We start from the raw sequence: 16,135 nt of genomic DNA, 5'->3' as shown, positions 1-16,135 counted from the left end.
AGATCCGGACAGTTCGTTTGCCGGCCGAACCGACACAATTCGCGGCGAACGCAGCCGGTGGCCCCGGCCTTCGTGAGTCGCACGAGGTGCTGGAAGGATGCATCTTGGCAGATTTCCGCCAGAGCAAGACGGATCGCCCACAAAGTTCCTCAAACGGATCAAGTTCCTTGAACGGCTCCGTGCCCGGAGCGCCCAACCGAGTTTCCTTCGCCAAGCTGCGCGAACCGCTCGAGGTTCCCGGCCTGCTGGACGTGCAGATCGACTCCTTCGAGTGGCTGATCGGCGCGCCGCGGTGGCGTGAGGCCGCGATCGCCCGCGGCGACGCGGAGCCCAAGGGCGGGCTGGAAGAGGTGCTCGACGAGCTGTCGCCGATCGAGGACTTCTCGGGCTCGATGTCGCTGTCTTTCTCCGACCCCCGCTTCGACGAGGTCAAGGCGCCGGTCGACGAGTGCAAAGACAAGGACATGACGTACGCGGCCCCGCTGTTCGTCACGGCCGAGTTCATCAACAACAACACCGGCGAGATCAAGAGCCAGACGGTGTTCATGGGCGACTTCCCGATGATGACCGAGAAGGGCACCTTCATCATCAACGGGACCGAGCGCGTGGTGGTCAGCCAGCTGGTCCGCTCGCCGGGCGTGTACTTCGACGAGACCATCGACAAGTCCACCGAGAAGACGCTGCACAGCGTCAAGGTGATCCCCAGCCGCGGCGCCTGGCTGGAGTTCGACGTCGACAAGCGCGACACCGTCGGCGTGCGCATCGACCGCAAGCGCCGCCAGCCGGTCACCGTGCTGCTCAAGGCGCTGGGCTGGACCAACGAGCAGATCACCGAGCGGTTCGGCTTCTCCGAGATCATGATGTCGACGCTGGAGAAGGACAACACCGCCGGCACCGACGAGGCGCTGCTGGACATCTACCGCAAGCTGCGCCCGGGCGAGCCGCCGACCAAGGAGTCCGCGCAGACCCTGCTGGAGAACCTGTTCTTCAAGGAGAAGCGCTACGACCTGGCCCGGGTGGGCCGCTACAAGGTCAACAAGAAGCTCGGCCTGCACGCCGGTGAGCCGATCACCAGCTCGACGCTGACCGAGGAAGACGTCGTCGCCACCATCGAGTACCTGGTGCGCCTGCACGAGGGTCAGCCCACGATGACCGTCCCCGGCGGCATCGAGGTGCCGGTGGAGACCGACGACATCGACCACTTCGGCAACCGCCGGCTGCGCACCGTCGGTGAGCTGATCCAGAACCAGATCCGGGTCGGCATGTCCCGGATGGAGCGCGTCGTCCGCGAGCGGATGACCACCCAGGACGTCGAGGCCATCACGCCGCAGACCCTGATCAACATCCGTCCAGTCGTGGCGGCGATCAAGGAGTTCTTCGGCACCAGCCAGCTGTCCCAGTTCATGGACCAGAACAACCCGCTGTCGGGGCTCACCCACAAGCGCCGCCTGTCGGCGCTGGGCCCGGGTGGTCTGTCCCGGGAGCGGGCCGGGCTGGAGGTCCGCGACGTGCACCCGTCCCACTACGGCCGGATGTGCCCGATCGAGACCCCGGAGGGTCCCAACATCGGTCTGATCGGCTCGCTGTCGGTGTATGCGCGGGTCAACCCGTTCGGGTTCATCGAGACGCCGTACCGCAAGGTGGTCGACGGCGTGGTCACCGACGAGATCCACTACCTGACCGCCGACGAGGAGGACCGCCACGTGGTGGCGCAGGCCAACTCGCCGATCGACGACAAGGGCCGGTTCGCGGAGGCCCGGGTGCTGGTCCGCCGCAAGGCGGGCGAGGTCGAGTACGTGCCCTCGTCCGAGGTGGACTACATGGACGTGTCGCCGCGCCAGATGGTGTCGGTGGCCACCGCGATGATCCCGTTCCTCGAGCACGACGACGCCAACCGTGCCCTGATGGGCGCCAACATGCAGCGCCAGGCGGTTCCGCTGGTGCGCAGCGAGGCGCCGCTGGTGGGCACCGGCATGGAGCTGCGCGCCGCGATCGACGCCGGCGACGTCGTCGTCGCCGAGAAGTCCGGGGTGATCGAGGAGGTCTCCGCCGACTACATCACCGTTATGGCCGACGACGGCACCCGGCACACCTACCGGATGCGCAAGTTCGAGCGGTCCAACCACGGCACCTGCGCCAACCAGAGCCCGATCGTCGACGCCGGCGACCGGGTCGAGGCGGGCCAGGTCATCGCCGACGGTCCGTGCACCGAGAACGGCGAAATGGCGCTGGGCAAGAACCTGCTCGTGGCGATCATGCCGTGGGAAGGCCACAACTACGAGGACGCGATCATCCTCTCCAACCGGCTGGTTGAGGAGGACGTGCTCACCTCGATCCACATCGAGGAGCACGAGATCGACGCCCGCGACACCAAGCTGGGCGCCGAGGAGATCACCCGGGACATCCCGAACGTCTCCGACGAGGTGCTGGCCGACCTCGACGAGCGCGGCATCGTGCGCATCGGCGCCGAGGTCCGCGACGGCGACATCCTGGTCGGCAAGGTCACCCCGAAGGGGGAGACCGAGCTGACGCCGGAGGAGCGGCTGCTGCGCGCCATCTTCGGCGAGAAGGCCCGCGAGGTCCGCGACACCTCGCTGAAGGTGCCGCACGGCGAGTCCGGCAAGGTCATCGGCATCCGGGTGTTCTCCCGCGAGGACGACGACGAGCTGCCCGCCGGGGTCAACGAGCTGGTCCGCGTCTACGTGGCCCAGAAGCGCAAGATCTCCGACGGTGACAAGCTTGCCGGCCGGCACGGCAACAAGGGCGTCATCGGCAAGATCCTGCCGCAGGAGGACATGCCGTTCCTGCCGGACGGCACGCCGGTGGACATCATCCTGAACACCCACGGTGTGCCGCGACGGATGAACATCGGCCAGATCCTGGAGACCCACCTGGGGTGGGTGGCCAAGTCCGGCTGGAACATCGACGGCAATCCCGAGTGGGCGGTCAACCTGCCCGAGGAGCTGCGGCACGCACAGCCGAACCAGATCGTGTCGACACCGGTGTTCGACGGCGCCAAGGAAGAGGAGCTGGCCGGCATGCTGTCGTGCACGCTGCCCAACCGCGACGGCGAGGTCATGGTGGACGGCGACGGCAAGGCGGTGCTGTTCGACGGCCGGTCCGGGGAGCCGTTCCCGTACCCGGTGACCGTCGGCTACATGTACATCATGAAGCTGCACCACCTGGTGGACGACAAGATCCACGCCCGCTCCACCGGCCCGTACTCGATGATCACCCAGCAGCCGCTGGGCGGTAAGGCGCAGTTCGGTGGCCAGCGCTTCGGTGAGATGGAGTGCTGGGCCATGCAGGCCTACGGCGCGGCGTACACGCTGCAGGAGCTGTTGACCATCAAGTCCGACGACACGGTCGGCCGGGTCAAGGTGTACGAGGCGATCGTCAAGGGCGAGAACATCCCGGAGCCGGGTATCCCCGAGTCCTTCAAGGTGTTGCTCAAGGAGCTGCAGTCGCTGTGCCTCAACGTCGAGGTGCTCTCCTCCGACGGCGCGGCGATCGAGCTGCGCGAAGGCGAGGACGAGGACCTGGAGCGGGCCGCGGCGAACCTGGGAATCAACTTGTCCCGCAACGAATCCGCGTCCGTCGAGGACCTGGCTTAACCAACTTTTTCACTAACCAAACCCGCAAGGGGAAAGGGAGTTACGTGCTCGACGTCAACTTCTTCGATGAACTCCGGATCGGTCTGGCCACCGCGGAGGACATCAGGCAATGGTCGTACGGCGAGGTCAAGAAGCCGGAGACCATCAACTACCGCACGCTCAAGCCGGAGAAGGACGGCCTGTTCTGCGAGAAGATCTTCGGACCGACTCGCGACTGGGAGTGCTACTGCGGCAAGTACAAGCGCGTGCGCTTCAAGGGCATCATCTGTGAGCGCTGCGGCGTCGAGGTGACCCGCGCCAAGGTGCGCCGCGAGCGCATGGGCCACATCGAGTTGGCCGCGCCCGTCACGCACATCTGGTACTTCAAGGGCGTGCCGTCGCGATTGGGCTACCTGCTCGACCTGGCGCCCAAGGACCTCGAGAAGATCATCTACTTCGCCGCGTACGTGATCACGTCCGTCGACGAGGAGATGCGGCACAACGAGCTCTCCACCCTCGAGGCCGAGATGATGGTGGAGCGCAAGGCCGTCGAGGACCAGCGCGACGCCGACCTGGAGGCGCGCGCCCAGAAGCTGGAGGCCGACCTGGCCGAGCTGGAGGCCGAGGGCGCCAAGGCCGACGCGCGGCGCAAGGTCCGCGACAGCGGCGAGCGGGAGATGCGCCAGATCCGCGACCGCGCCCAGCGCGAGCTGGACCGGCTGGAGGACATCTGGAACACCTTCACCAAGCTGGCCCCCAAGCAGCTGATCGTCGACGAGAACCTCTACCGCGAGCTGGTCGACCGCTACGGTGAGTACTTCACCGGCGCCATGGGCGCGGAGTCGATCCAGAAGCTCATCGAGAACTTCGACATCGACGCCGAGGCCGAGCAGCTGCGTGACGTCATCCGAAACGGCAAGGGGCAGAAGAAGCTTCGCGCCCTCAAGCGGCTCAAGGTGGTCGCCGCGTTCCAGCAGAGCGGCAACTCGCCGATGGGCATGGTGCTCGACGCCGTGCCGGTGATCCCGCCGGAGCTGCGCCCGATGGTGCAGCTCGACGGTGGCCGGTTCGCCACCAGCGACCTCAACGACCTCTACCGCCGGGTGATCAACCGCAACAACCGGCTCAAGAGGCTGATCGACCTCGGCGCGCCCGAGATCATCGTCAACAACGAGAAGCGGATGCTGCAGGAGTCCGTCGACGCGCTGTTCGACAACGGCCGCCGCGGCCGCCCGGTCACCGGGCCGGGCAACCGCCCGCTGAAGTCGTTGAGCGACCTGCTCAAGGGCAAGCAGGGCCGGTTCCGGCAGAACCTGCTCGGTAAGCGCGTCGACTACTCGGGCCGTTCGGTCATCGTGGTCGGCCCGCAGCTCAAGCTGCACCAGTGCGGCCTGCCCAAGCTGATGGCGCTCGAGCTGTTCAAGCCGTTCGTGATGAAGCGGCTGGTCGACCTCAACCACGCGCAGAACATCAAGAGCGCCAAGCGGATGGTGGAGCGCCAGCGTCCGCAGGTGTGGGACGTGCTGGAAGAGGTCATCGCCGAGCACCCGGTGCTGCTGAACCGCGCGCCCACCCTGCACCGGTTGGGCATCCAGGCCTTCGAGCCGATGCTGGTGGAGGGCAAGGCAATTCAGCTGCACCCGTTGGTGTGTGAGGCGTTCAACGCCGACTTCGACGGTGACCAGATGGCGGTGCACCTGCCGTTGAGCGCCGAGGCGCAGGCCGAGGCCCGCATCCTGATGCTGTCGTCCAACAACATCCTGTCTCCCGCGTCGGGCCGGCCGCTGGCCATGCCGCGACTGGACATGGTGACCGGGCTGTACTACCTGACCACCGAGGTCGAAGGCGACAAGGGCGAGTACCGGCCCGCGGCCAAGGACACCCCCGAGGTGGGCGTGTACTCCTCGCCGGCGGAGGCCATCATGGCCGCCGACCGCGGGGTGCTCTCGGTGCGGGCCAAGATCAAGGTGCGGCTGACCCAGTTGCGTCCGCCCGCCGAGATCGAGGCCGAGCTGTTCGGCGCCAACGGCTGGCAGCCGGGCGACGCCTGGATGGCCGAGACCACGCTGGGCCGGGTGCTGTTCAACGAGCTGCTGCCGGTGGGCTACCCGTTCGTGAACAAGCAGATGCACAAGAAGGTGCAGGCGTCGATCATCAACGACCTGGCCGAGCGCTACCCGATGATCGTGGTCGCGCAGACCGTGGACAAGCTCAAGGACGCCGGCTTCTATTGGGCGACCCGCAGCGGTGTCACCGTGTCGATGGCCGACGTGTTGGTTCCGCCGCGCAAGAAGGAGATCCTCGACCAGTACGAGGAGCGGGCCGAGAAGGTCGAAAAGCAGTTCCAGCGTGGTGCTTTGAACCACGACGAGCGCAACGAGGCGCTGGTGGAGATCTGGAAGGAAGCCACCGACGAGGTCGGTCAGGCGCTGCGCGAGCACTACCCGGCCGACAACCCGATCATCACGATCGTCGACTCGGGCGCCACCGGTAACTTCACCCAGACCCGGACGCTGGCCGGCATGAAGGGTCTGGTGACCAACCCGAAGGGTGAGTTCATCCCGCGTCCGGTCAAGTCGTCGTTCCGCGAGGGCCTGACCGTGCTGGAGTACTTCATCAACACGCACGGCGCTCGAAAGGGCTTGGCGGACACCGCGTTGCGTACCGCCGACTCGGGTTATCTGACCCGTCGTCTGGTGGACGTCAGCCAGGACGTCATCGTGCGCGAGCACGACTGCGAGACCGAGCGGGGCATCGTCGTCGAACTGGCCGAGCGTCAGCCCGACGGCACCCTGATCCGTGACCCGTACATCGAAACCTCGGCGTACGCACGGACTTTGGGCACCGACGCGGTCGACGAGGCCGGCAACGTCATCGTCGCCCGCGGCGAGGACCTCGGTGACCCGGAGATCGACGCCCTGCTGGCGGCCGGCATCACGTCGGTCAAGGTGCGCTCGGTGCTGACCTGCACCACGGGCACCGGCGTGTGCGCGACCTGCTACGGCCGGTCGATGGCCACCGGGAAGCTGGTCGACATCGGCGAGGCCGTCGGCATCGTCGCCGCCCAGTCCATCGGTGAGCCCGGTACCCAGCTGACCATGCGTACCTTCCACCAGGGTGGTGTCGGTGAGGACATCACCGGCGGTCTGCCCCGGGTGCAGGAGCTGTTCGAGGCCCGCATCCCGCGCGGTAAGGCGCCGATCGCCGACGTCACCGGGCGGGTCCGTCTCGAGGACGGTGAGCGCTTCTACAAGATCACCATCGTTCCCGACGACGGCAGCGAGGAGGTCGTGTACGACAAGCTGTCCAAGCGGCAGCGGCTGCGCGTGTTCAAGCACGAGGACGGCTCCGAGCGGGTGCTGTCCGACGGCGACCACGTCGAGGTGGGCCAGCAGCTGATGGAAGGCTCGGCCGACCCGCATGAGGTGCTGCGTGTGCAGGGCCCGCGCGAGGTGCAGATCCACCTGGTCCGCGAGGTCCAGGAGGTCTACCGCGCCCAGGGTGTGTCGATCCACGACAAGCACATCGAGGTGATCGTCCGCCAGATGCTGCGCCGCGTCACCATCATCGACTCGGGCTCGACGGAGTTCCTGCCCGGCTCGCTGATCGACCGCGCGGAGTTCGAGGCGGAGAACCGCCGGGTGGTGGCCGAGGGCGGCGAGCCCGCCGCCGGGCGTCCGGTGCTGATGGGTATCACGAAGGCGAGCCTCGCCACCGACTCGTGGCTGAGCGCGGCGTCGTTCCAGGAGACCACGCGAGTGCTGACCGACGCGGCGATCAACTGCCGCAGCGACAAGCTCAACGGTCTGAAGGAGAACGTGATCATCGGGAAGCTGATCCCGGCCGGTACCGGCATCAACCGGTACCGCAACATCCAGGTGCAGCCGACCGAGGAGGCCCGGGCCGCCGCGTACACGATCCCGTCGTACGAGGATCAGTACTATAGCCCGGACTTCGGCCAGGCCACCGGCGCCGCGGTGCCGCTGGACGACTACGGCTACAGCGACTACCGCTAGTCAGTGCGAAAAGCCCCCGCCGTGTGCGGGGGCTTTTTCGTGCGCTACCGGTCGAGTGGCTTGCTTCTCGCCGAGATTCCGAGTGTGCTCTTATGCGACAAGTGCGAAAGCAGCGGAGGTGAACGCGATGGCGCAGCCTGACAATGTCGGGGCTGAACCGGTGCCCGCGGAAGATCGGTTGGATTACCGAGGCGAAGTGTTCATCAATTTCCGCAACCACACCTATCAGTGGGTCAGCATCAAACTATTCGCGTTGCCGGCGGAAGCCGACGACTATGAGGTTCTGGCGTCATTGATCCGCCATGTTCGCTACCGCGACAGCTACGGCGGCACCGGCGAGAAGGACATGGAGACCATTCACGGGCCGTATTGGTTGTACGCCATTACGCCCGAAGTTTTCTTTCCCGTATCGGCTTTCAGCGCCGAAACGTTGATCCGCACGTGGGCCGAGTACGCGGCACCGCTGCCCGCCGACCGCCGTGACGAATTGGAGCGGGAGCTGTATCCGCGTGTCCTGGAGGCCACCAGCCGGTACCAGTTGCCCGATCTGCGCGGTGTCGCCGAACACGACTGGGGTAGCTCGGTGGGCTCGGTGACGGGCTTCTTCGAGTTTGTGCTTATCGATCGGAGGACCGAACGTTTGGCGTTGGTGGTTGCCAGCGACGACTGACTAGCCGTTGCTGCACTCGTTGGCGAGTGTGCCAACGAAACCCTGGTAAACCGCGTTGCTCAACCGGTTCACGTCCTCGGCGAACCGGGGACGGGATGTGGCCTCGACCAAAATGGTGTGCACGATCAACCGGCTCGCCTGCGGTTGCTCAGAACCAGCCACATAGTGGGTTTGCTCGACCCAAACATTCCGCTCACCGATTGCGGCCGAGCCGATGCTGCGAATTGCGGCTGTCCGTTGCACGGGGGGCACGGGCAGAACCCTGACGGCAATCCCGGCGGCATTGAGGCCACGCAGCGTCCGATCGGCGCTTTGGAACACGTCATAGAACGCGGGCCAGCCGGTGTAGGCGAAGACACTGATCGTGTCGGCGGCCTGCCATTCACCATTACCGAGTGGTCCACGGACGGCCATCCGCGTTAGCGACGGTTCCGCGCTGTCGGGAAAATCGATGAGCTGCCAGTGCGGCGGAACGTCTAACCGCTGCAGCCATCCGGGAACCTGGTGTTCCGCTAACAAGGTGACATCCTCGATGTCTTCGTCGTCGGCAAGCATCTCGGCCAACGAGGATGCTTGCAGCGGCTGCCAGCCTTGTGACGGAGAAGATCCGCTCATGGCACGGCCCCCTCACTGCTTTGGCCGCCCCCGGAGAGGATCGTCCACACAAGAACTCCGCCAACCATCACCCAGCCGAACACCGCCTTGCCTCCCTCACTGAGATCATGGCCGATTTCCGGCAGCCACGAGTGGCCACCCACCGGTGGTGGCGCCGAGTGGGGCACCGGTGGTGCCGGTGGGTCCGGCTGATCCCAAGCGAACACAGGTGGTTGCTGTACCGGGTTCACGCTGAACCCAGGCGGCGAAGGATTTTGCAGCCACGGCGGCAAGTCGGCCGGATCGGGGAACTGCGCGCGCGGCAGCGGGGTAGGAAGCGGATGACCGGGCGCTGGCGTCACGGGTGCCCCAGGAGGGTGAGTGACCACTGGGGGCGGCTCGGGTGGGTCATCGACGAACGGCAACGGCAAGTGCACTTTCGGGTTCTTGCCAGACGGCGTAACTACTTCAATGGTCGGTCCGCCCGATTCACTGTCTGGCCGAAGATCAATCTCGGTCCCGTCACCCAGCGCCTTCCGCAAGGTATCGCCGCGTGGCGGCAAATCACGAGCTCCTTTGGTAAGCCAGTCCCAGAAATTCTTTAACTCGTCGGGAGTATCTACTTCTCGAACCGGCTTATTTACGCCTGGACGCAATTGCCGCAACGCATCGCGGACGTCTTTCAATGTCCGCGGAGGAGGCCGGTCCTGCCACGGTGTGTCAGGATCCGGTTCAGGCGTTGGCGCTGGGTCTTGTTTCCAGTGACGATCAACGGCTTGGATTTGGGGTTTCGGAGGTGTATTGGTACTAGGGCTCTGCGGGAAGGTCTCACGGATACCGGCCATGGCTGCGGTCACTCTGCCGGCTACTTGTTGATCGAGGCCGACCAGTTGCGCGGCGCGTTGGCGGATGTCACTGGCCAAGGTTTGTGCTTGGGCTTGTCGGGCGGCGCGCAGCGCGGCCGACCCACCACTCGAGCGGTCGGTCACTGACAGGTCTTCACCGACATTGAACCCCGCCGTACGGGCATCTTCGACTGCGTAGCGCACCCGAGATCGAGCCGCAGAGAGATCTGAAGCCCCGCTGCGCGCGACTTTGGCCGCCGCGTGCATCTGGTCGACTGCCGCGCTTGTCGTCACCATGTCGGCATGGGTTGCGGTACGCAGCGATTCCGCTGCGTCGCCTTGCCAACCGATCGAGAGTGCATCCCGCCAGACCCGGTTGGCCACTCCGTAGCTGCGCGCACCGACGGTCTCCCAGTGGTCGGCCGCCTGGGTCAGATGCTCGGTGGGCCAGGCCAACAGTTGCGAAAGACTGGGACTACCTACGACCGCGGACATTGCTACACGCCGGTCACCGGCGGTGTCACCGCGGCGAGCTCGGTGGCCGAGTCAGCTTCGTTGGCAACGTAATAGGTGTGGGCGACGGCGACATGCGTTGCGCGGCTTTCTACCTGGCTGGCCAACGCGGCTGTGAAAGCGGTGACGTCGGCGTGGGCGGCGTTCACGGCGGCCGCGCTCGCCTGACACGACAGACCCAGTCCTGCGGGAGCCGCTGTTTGCCCTAGTTCGCCCGCTGAAACGCCCCACCGGTCGGCCATCGCCAGCACGGCAGCGGTATCAATGCGCAGTTCCGACGGCATGGACCGAATTTTAGTCGGACCATCCTGCAGCGAAAGTCAGTCAACTGCGCTGGCGCATCCGCCGAGCGTGTACTGGCTGCGCCTTTTCGCGCGAGATTTCGCAATGAGTGCACGCTCGGCATCGCCGTCTGTCGCGACCGCTCACTAGACTGGCCGACGTGCTCATCGGTTCTCACGTCCGCATTGACGACCCGCTGGCCGCCGCGCAGGCGGACGGCGCAGACGCGGTGCAGTTCTTCCTCTCCAACCCGCAGAGCTGGAAGAAACCCCAACCCCGCGACGACGCCGAGGCGCTCAAGGCGTCGAGCGTGCCGCTGTACGTGCACGCGCCGTATCTCATCAACGTCGCCTCGGCGAACAACCGCGTGCGCATCCCGTCGCGCAAGATCCTGCAGGACACCTGCGACGCCGCCGCGGAGATCAACGCCACGGCCGTCATCGTGCACGGCGGCCACGCCGACGACAACGACATGGAGGCCGGTTTCGAACGCTGGGTGAAGGCGCTCGACTACCTGGAAACCGACGTGCAGGTGTATCTGGAGAACACCGCCGGCGGCGACCACGCGATGGCCCGCCACTTCGACACCATCGGCCGGCTGTGGGATCGCATCGGCGACAAGGGGATTGGCTTCTGCCTGGACACCTGCCACGCCTGGGCCGCGGGTGAGGCGCTGATCGACGCCGTGGACCGGATCAAGGCGCTGACCGGGCGCATCGATTTGGTGCACTGCAACGACTCCCGGGACGCGGCGGGCTCGGGGGCCGACCGACACGCCAACTTCGGCACCGGCCAGATCGACCCCGACCTGCTGGTCACCGTGGTCAAGGCCGCCGCCGCGCCGGTGATCTGCGAAACCGCCGACGAGGGCCGCAAGGACGACATCGCCTTCCTGCGGGAGCACACCAAGAGCTGAGCACCCCGGCGCGCTGTTACACCTCTTGTGCAACTGTCGGAAAAATGTAACATTGGTGGCATGTCGGACACGCATGTCGTCACCAACCAGGTGCCACCCCTGGACAACTACAACCCCGCCGGCTCCCCGGTGCTCGTCGAGGCCCTGATCCGCGAGGGTGGGCAGTGGGGCCTGGACGAGGTCAACGAGGTGGGGGCGTTGTCGGCCAGCCGTCAGGCGCAGCGCTGGGGCGAGCTCGCCGACCGCAACCGGCCCATCCTGCACACCCACGACCGCAACGGCTACCGCGTCGACGAGGTCGAGTACGACCCGGCCTACCACGAGCTGATGCGTACCGCGATCGCCCACGGCCTGCACGCCGCGCCGTGGGCCGACGACCGGCCGGGGGCGCACGTCGTCCGCGCCGCCAAGACCTCGGTGTGGACGGTCGAGCCGGGACACGTCTGCCCGATCTCGATGACCTATGCCGTGGTGCCCGCGCTGCGCTTCAACCCCGAGCTGGCCAAGGTGTACGAGCCGCTGCTGACCAGCCGCGAATACGACCCGGAACTCAGGGTGGCCACCACCAAAGCCGGGATCACCGCGGGCATGTCGATGACCGAGAAGCAGGGTGGCTCCGACGTGCGCGCCGGCACCACCCAAGCCGTGCCGAACGGCGACGGCTCCTACCGCCTGACCGGCCACAAGTGGTTCACCTCGGCGCCGATGTGCGACATCTTCCTGGTGCTGGCCCAGGCACCCGGCGGGCTGTCTTGCTTCCTGCTGCCGCGGGTGCTGCCCGACGGCACCCGCAACCGGATGTTCCTGCAGCGGCTCAAGGACAAGCTCGGCAACCACGCCAACGCGTCCAGCGAGGTCGAATACGACGGCGCCGTCGCCTGGCTGGTCGGCGAGGAGGGCCGCGGCGTGCCGACCATCATCGAGATGGTGAACCTGACCCGGCTGGACTGCACGCTGGGCAGCGCCACCAGCATGCGCACCGGCCTGACCCGCGCGATCTACCACGCCCAGCACCGAAAGGCGTTCGGCGCCTACCTGATTGACCAACCGTTGATGCGCAACGTGCTGGCCGATCTGGCCGTCGAGGCCGAGGCCGCGACCATGGTCGCGATGCGGATGGCCGGCGCCACCGACAAGGCGGTGCGCGGCGATCAGCGTGAGGCCCTGCTGCGCCGCATCGGCCTGGCCGCCAGCAAGTACTGGGTGTGCAAGCGTTCCACCCCGCACGCCGCCGAGGCGCTGGAATGCCTGGGCGGCAACGGCTACGTCGAGGACTCGGGCATGCCGCGGCTGTACCGGGAGGCGCCGCTGATGGGCATCTGGGAGGGCTCGGGCAATGTCAGCGCGCTGGACACGTTGCGCGCCATGGCAACTCGCCCGGAATGCGTCGAGGTGCTGTTCGACGAACTCGCCGAGGCCGCCGGTCAGGATCCGCGCCTGGGCGGCCACGTCGACCGGCTGCGGGCCGACCTGGCCGAGCTGGACACCATCCAGTACCGGGCCCGCAAGGTGGCCGAGGACATCTGCCTGGCGCTGCAGGGCTCGCTGCTGGTGCGCCACGGCCATCCGGCCGTCGCCGAGGCGTTCCTGACCACCCGGCTGGACCGCCGGTGGGGAGGCGCCTTCGGCACCATGCCCGACGGGCTGGACCTGGCGCCCATCCTCGAGCGGGCCCTGGTAAAGGGCTGAACCACAACATGACTTGCGCCGGCGACGATGCAGAGCACGGCGATGAGGAGGGGCGGCGCCGATGACCCACGCGATCAGGCCGGTCGACTTCGACAACCTGAAAACGATGACCTATGAGGTCACCGACCGGGTTGCCCGGATCACCTTCAACCGCCCTGAGAAGGGCAACGCGATCGTCGCGGACACCCCGCTGGAGCTCTCCGCGCTGGTGGAGCGGGCCGACCTGGATCCCAACGTGCACGTCATCCTGGTCTCCGGCCGCGGCGCGGGTTTCTGCGCGGGCTTCGACCTGAGCGCCTACGCCGATCGCACCGGCTCGGCCGGCGGGACCGGTGCCTATGCGGGCACCGTGCTGGACGGAAAAACCCAGGCGGTCAACCATTTACCCGATCAGCCGTGGGACCCGATGATCGACTATCAGATGATGAGCCGTTTCGTGCGGGGCTTCTCCTCCCTGATGCACGCCGACAAACCGACGGTGGTCAAGATCCACGGCTACTGCGTGGCCGGCGGCACCGACATCGCGCTGCACGCCGACCAGGTGATCGCCGCAGCCGACGCCAAGATCGGCTACCCGCCGACGCGGGTGTGGGGCGTGCCGGCCGCCGGCCTGTGGGCGCACCGGCTGGGCGATCAGCGCGCCAAGCGGCTGCTGTTCACCGGCGATTGCATCACCGGCGCGCAAGCCGCCGAATGGGGTCTGGCCGTCGAGGCGCCCGATCCGGCCGATCTCGACGAGCGCACCGAGCGGCTGGTGCAGCGGATCGCCGCGGTGCCGGTCAACCAGCTGATCATGGTCAAGCTCGCGCTGAATTCCGCTCTGCTGCAACAGGGGGTGGCCACCAGCCGGATGGTCAGCACGGTGTTCGACGGCGTCGCCCGGCACACCCCGGAGGGCCACGCCTTCGTCGCCGACGCCGTGAAGCACGGATTCCGTGAGGCGGTGCGGCATCGCGACGAACCGTTCGGCGACCACGGCCGGCAGGCCTCGCAGGTGTAGCGATGCCGGATCTGACAGCGCGGTCGGTGGTGCTCAGCGTGCTGCTCGGTGCGCACCCCGCGCACGCCCGGGCCGGCGAATTGGTCAGGCTCACTTCCGATTTCGGCATCAAGGAGTCGACACTGCGGGTGGCGCTGACCCGGATGGTGAATGCCGGCGACCTGATCCGCTCGGCCGACGGCTACCGGCTCTCGGATCGCCTGCTCGCGCGCCAGCGGCGACAGGACGACGCCATCGACCCCAAGGTCCGTCCCTGGCGCGGGCAGTGGGTCACGCTGATCGTGACCAGCGTGGGCGACGACGCGCGTACCCGCGCTGCGCTGCGAAATGCCATGCACGACAAGCGGTTCGGTGAACTGCGCGAGGGCGTGTGGATGCGCCCGGACAATATCGACACCCAGCTCGGACCAGACGTCACCGACCGGGCGCGGGTGATCACCGCCCGCGACGACGACCCCGCCGACCTGGCGGGGCGGCTGTGGGACCTGCCCGACTGGGCCCGGGCCGGGCATCGGCTGCTCGACGAGATGGCCGCGGCGCCAGACGTTCCCGGCCGTTTCGTGGTGGCCGCGGCGATGGTCCGGCACCTGCTCACCGACCCGGTGCTGCCCGACGAACTGCTGCCCCCGGACTGGCCCGGCACCCGGCTGCGGGCGGCCTACCACGACTTCGCCGCGGAGCTGATGGCGCGGCGCGACCCACTATTTGCGGAGGCGACATGAGCGATCCGGTGCGAATCGAACGCAACGGCCCGGTCACCACGGTGATCATCAACCGGCCGGCGGCGCGCAACGCGGTCAACGGCCCGACGGCGGCCGCGCTGTACGCGGCGTTCGAGGAGTTCGACCGCGACGACTCCGCGTCGGTGGCCGTGCTGTGGGGCGAGGGCGGAACATTCTGCGCCGGAGCCGATTTGAAGGCGTTCGGCACGCCCGAGGCCAACGCCGTGCACCGGAGTGGCCCCGGCCCGATGGGCCCGACCCGGATGGTGCTGTCCAAACCGGTCATCGCCGCGGTCAGCGGCTACGCCGTCGCCGGCGGTCTGGAGCTGGCCATCTGGTGTGACCTGCGGGTGGTCGAGCAGGACGCCGTGTTCGGGGTGTTCTGCCGCCGCTGGGGGGTCCCGCTGATCGACGGCGGCACGGTGCGGCTGCCGCGGCTGATCGGGCACAGCCGCGCGATGGACATGATCCTCACCGGCCGCGCCGTGGCCGCCGACGAAGCCCAGGCCATCGGCTTGGCGAATCGCGTTGTCCCCAAAGGTCAATCGCGCCGGGCGGCCGAGGAATTGGCGGCGCAACTGGCCGCGCTGCCGCAGCAGTGCCTGCGCTCGGACCGGCTCTCGGCGCTACATCAGTGGGGCGCAACGGAATCCGAGGCACTCGACTTCGAATTCGCCAGCATCTCCCGGGTGGCCGCCGAGGCCAACGAAGGCGCCGGCCGGTTCGCCGCGGGCGCGGGACGGCACGGCGCCTCCGCGGTTTGAGGGCCGGCTGAGGGTCAGCCGCCCTTGTTGATGGTGTTGCTCTGGCCGATCTTATCGACCTTGGGGTCACCGTCCTTGTAGGTGATCGTGTTGTTCATCCCCAGCACGGTGATGCGGGTGTTGACCTTGTCGAAGGTGATCTTGTTGTTGGTGCCGCTGACGGTCGCCGACTCGCAGGTCCCGGTGACGGTCAGGGTGTTGTCCGAGCCGCCCACGTTCAGCGACTTGCCGCCGGCGCAGTCCAGGGTGGTGGTGGTGCCCATCGACCCGTAATTGATCGTGTTGCCGATCTCGATGGACGCGGTGGTGCTCGCCCCGCCCGATCCCGTCGTCGGCGCCGCGCCGGCACTCGTCGTGGCGGTGCTCTTGGTGGTGGTCGTCGACGAGCCCGCCGGCGGGTTGGCCGTCGAACTACAGCCGGCCAGCAGCAGCGCGGCCGCGGCCGGTGCCACGGTCAGGCGCAGCCAGCGGTCACGGACAGGTGTGGGCGTACGGGCGGGCATGGTTCCTCGTTCCCCCTTGATTCGAATT

11 protein-coding genes and 1 pseudogene are annotated in these 16,135 nt (G+C 67.3%); 8 read left to right on the top strand and 4 right to left on the bottom strand.

All coding sequences use genetic code 11. The annotated features are described in order from the left end of the window. Window positions 1–104 precede the first annotated feature (104 nt). The 3 genes from NF20_RS18990 to NF20_RS18980 all read left to right on the top strand — a co-directional run bounded on the left by NF20_RS18990 (window position 105) and on the right by NF20_RS18980 (window position 8,279). Complete coding sequence (locus NF20_RS18990) at window positions 105–3,614, top strand: DNA-directed RNA polymerase subunit beta (protein ID WP_085978600.1); 3,510 nt, start codon at window positions 105–107, stop codon at window positions 3,612–3,614. 44 nt (window positions 3,615–3,658) lie between these two features. Then, a complete protein-coding gene (locus tag NF20_RS18985) occupies window positions 3,659–7,609 on the top strand; it encodes a DNA-directed RNA polymerase subunit beta' (protein WP_011726094.1) in 3,951 nt (1,316 codons plus the stop codon). A 127-nt stretch (window positions 7,610–7,736) separates the two neighbouring features. Beyond that, a complete protein-coding gene (locus NF20_RS18980) occupies window positions 7,737–8,279 on the top strand; it encodes a hypothetical protein (RefSeq protein ID WP_129560148.1) in 543 nt (180 codons plus the stop codon). On the opposite strand, the gene NF20_RS18975 is transcribed toward NF20_RS18980, so the two are convergent. The 3 genes and pseudogenes from NF20_RS18975 to NF20_RS27730 form a co-directional block, all read right to left on the bottom strand. Continuing rightward, complete coding sequence (locus NF20_RS18975; protein ID WP_023862226.1) at window positions 8,280–8,843, bottom strand: hypothetical protein; 564 nt, start codon at window positions 8,841–8,843, stop codon at window positions 8,280–8,282. Window positions 8,844–9,613: 770 nt separating this feature from the next. After that, window positions 9,614–10,213, bottom strand: a pseudogene (locus NF20_RS26585) (hypothetical protein); the annotation flags it as partial. Window positions 10,214–10,215: 2 nt separating this feature from the next. Beyond that, the gene (locus tag NF20_RS27730) at window positions 10,216–10,515 is read right to left on the bottom strand and encodes a hypothetical protein (RefSeq protein WP_023862228.1); all 300 of its coding nucleotides are present in this window, start codon (window positions 10,513–10,515) and stop codon (window positions 10,216–10,218) included. Between the two features lie 158 nt (window positions 10,516–10,673). Between NF20_RS27730 and NF20_RS18965 the strand changes: the two genes are divergently transcribed. From NF20_RS18965 to NF20_RS18945, 5 genes are all read left to right on the top strand, one after another. After that, complete coding sequence (locus tag NF20_RS18965; RefSeq protein ID WP_033710815.1) at window positions 10,674–11,429, top strand: deoxyribonuclease IV; 756 nt, start codon at window positions 10,674–10,676, stop codon at window positions 11,427–11,429. Between the two features lie 60 nt (window positions 11,430–11,489). Next, the gene (locus NF20_RS18960) at window positions 11,490–13,118 is read left to right on the top strand and encodes an acyl-CoA dehydrogenase family protein (RefSeq protein WP_033710816.1); all 1,629 of its coding nucleotides are present in this window, start codon (window positions 11,490–11,492) and stop codon (window positions 13,116–13,118) included. A gap of 61 nt (window positions 13,119–13,179) precedes the next feature. Beyond that, window positions 13,180–14,118, top strand: coding sequence for a crotonase/enoyl-CoA hydratase family protein (locus NF20_RS18955; RefSeq protein WP_009979124.1), 939 nt, complete (start codon window positions 13,180–13,182; stop codon window positions 14,116–14,118). A 2-nt stretch (window positions 14,119–14,120) separates the two neighbouring features. After that, the gene (locus tag NF20_RS18950) at window positions 14,121–14,840 is read left to right on the top strand and encodes a PaaX family transcriptional regulator C-terminal domain-containing protein (RefSeq protein WP_019732956.1); all 720 of its coding nucleotides are present in this window, start codon (window positions 14,121–14,123) and stop codon (window positions 14,838–14,840) included. Then, complete coding sequence (locus NF20_RS18945) at window positions 14,837–15,604, top strand: crotonase/enoyl-CoA hydratase family protein (RefSeq protein ID WP_003873545.1); 768 nt, start codon at window positions 14,837–14,839, stop codon at window positions 15,602–15,604. Before NF20_RS18950 ends, NF20_RS18945 begins: the two co-directional genes overlap by 4 nt. Before the next feature lie 14 nt (window positions 15,605–15,618). Here the strand turns inward: NF20_RS18945 and NF20_RS18940 are convergent, their stop codons facing one another. After that, the gene (locus NF20_RS18940; RefSeq protein WP_019732955.1) at window positions 15,619–16,107 is read right to left on the bottom strand and encodes a DUF3060 domain-containing protein; all 489 of its coding nucleotides are present in this window, start codon (window positions 16,105–16,107) and stop codon (window positions 15,619–15,621) included. Between the last annotated feature and the right edge of the window lie 28 nt (window positions 16,108–16,135).

It is taken from the genome of Mycobacterium sp. MAC_080597_8934 (assembly GCF_000523975.1).
GTDB lineage: Bacteria > Actinomycetota > Actinomycetes > Mycobacteriales > Mycobacteriaceae > Mycobacterium > Mycobacterium avium.
This window is presented reverse-complemented; position numbering and strand designations above follow the sequence as displayed.

Bases quoted from the DNA above. Each gene is read 5' to 3' on its own strand.
- NF20_RS18945 (WP_003873545.1), top strand. From the start codon at position 14,837: ATGAGCGATCCGGTGCGAATCGAACGCAACGGCCCGGTCACCACGGTG.
- NF20_RS18980 (WP_129560148.1), top strand. From the start codon at position 7,737: ATGGCGCAGCCTGACAATGTCGGGGCTGAACCGGTGCCCGCGGAAGAT.
- NF20_RS27730 (WP_023862228.1), bottom strand. From the start codon at position 10,515: ATGCCGTCGGAACTGCGCATTGATACCGCTGCCGTGCTGGCGATGGCC.
- NF20_RS18940 (WP_019732955.1), bottom strand. From the start codon at position 16,107: ATGCCCGCCCGTACGCCCACACCTGTCCGTGACCGCTGGCTGCGCCTG.
- NF20_RS18955 (WP_009979124.1), top strand. From the start codon at position 13,180: ATGACCCACGCGATCAGGCCGGTCGACTTCGACAACCTGAAAACGATG.
- NF20_RS18960 (WP_033710816.1), top strand. From the start codon at position 11,490: ATGTCGGACACGCATGTCGTCACCAACCAGGTGCCACCCCTGGACAAC.
- NF20_RS18950 (WP_019732956.1), top strand. From the start codon at position 14,121: ATGCCGGATCTGACAGCGCGGTCGGTGGTGCTCAGCGTGCTGCTCGGT.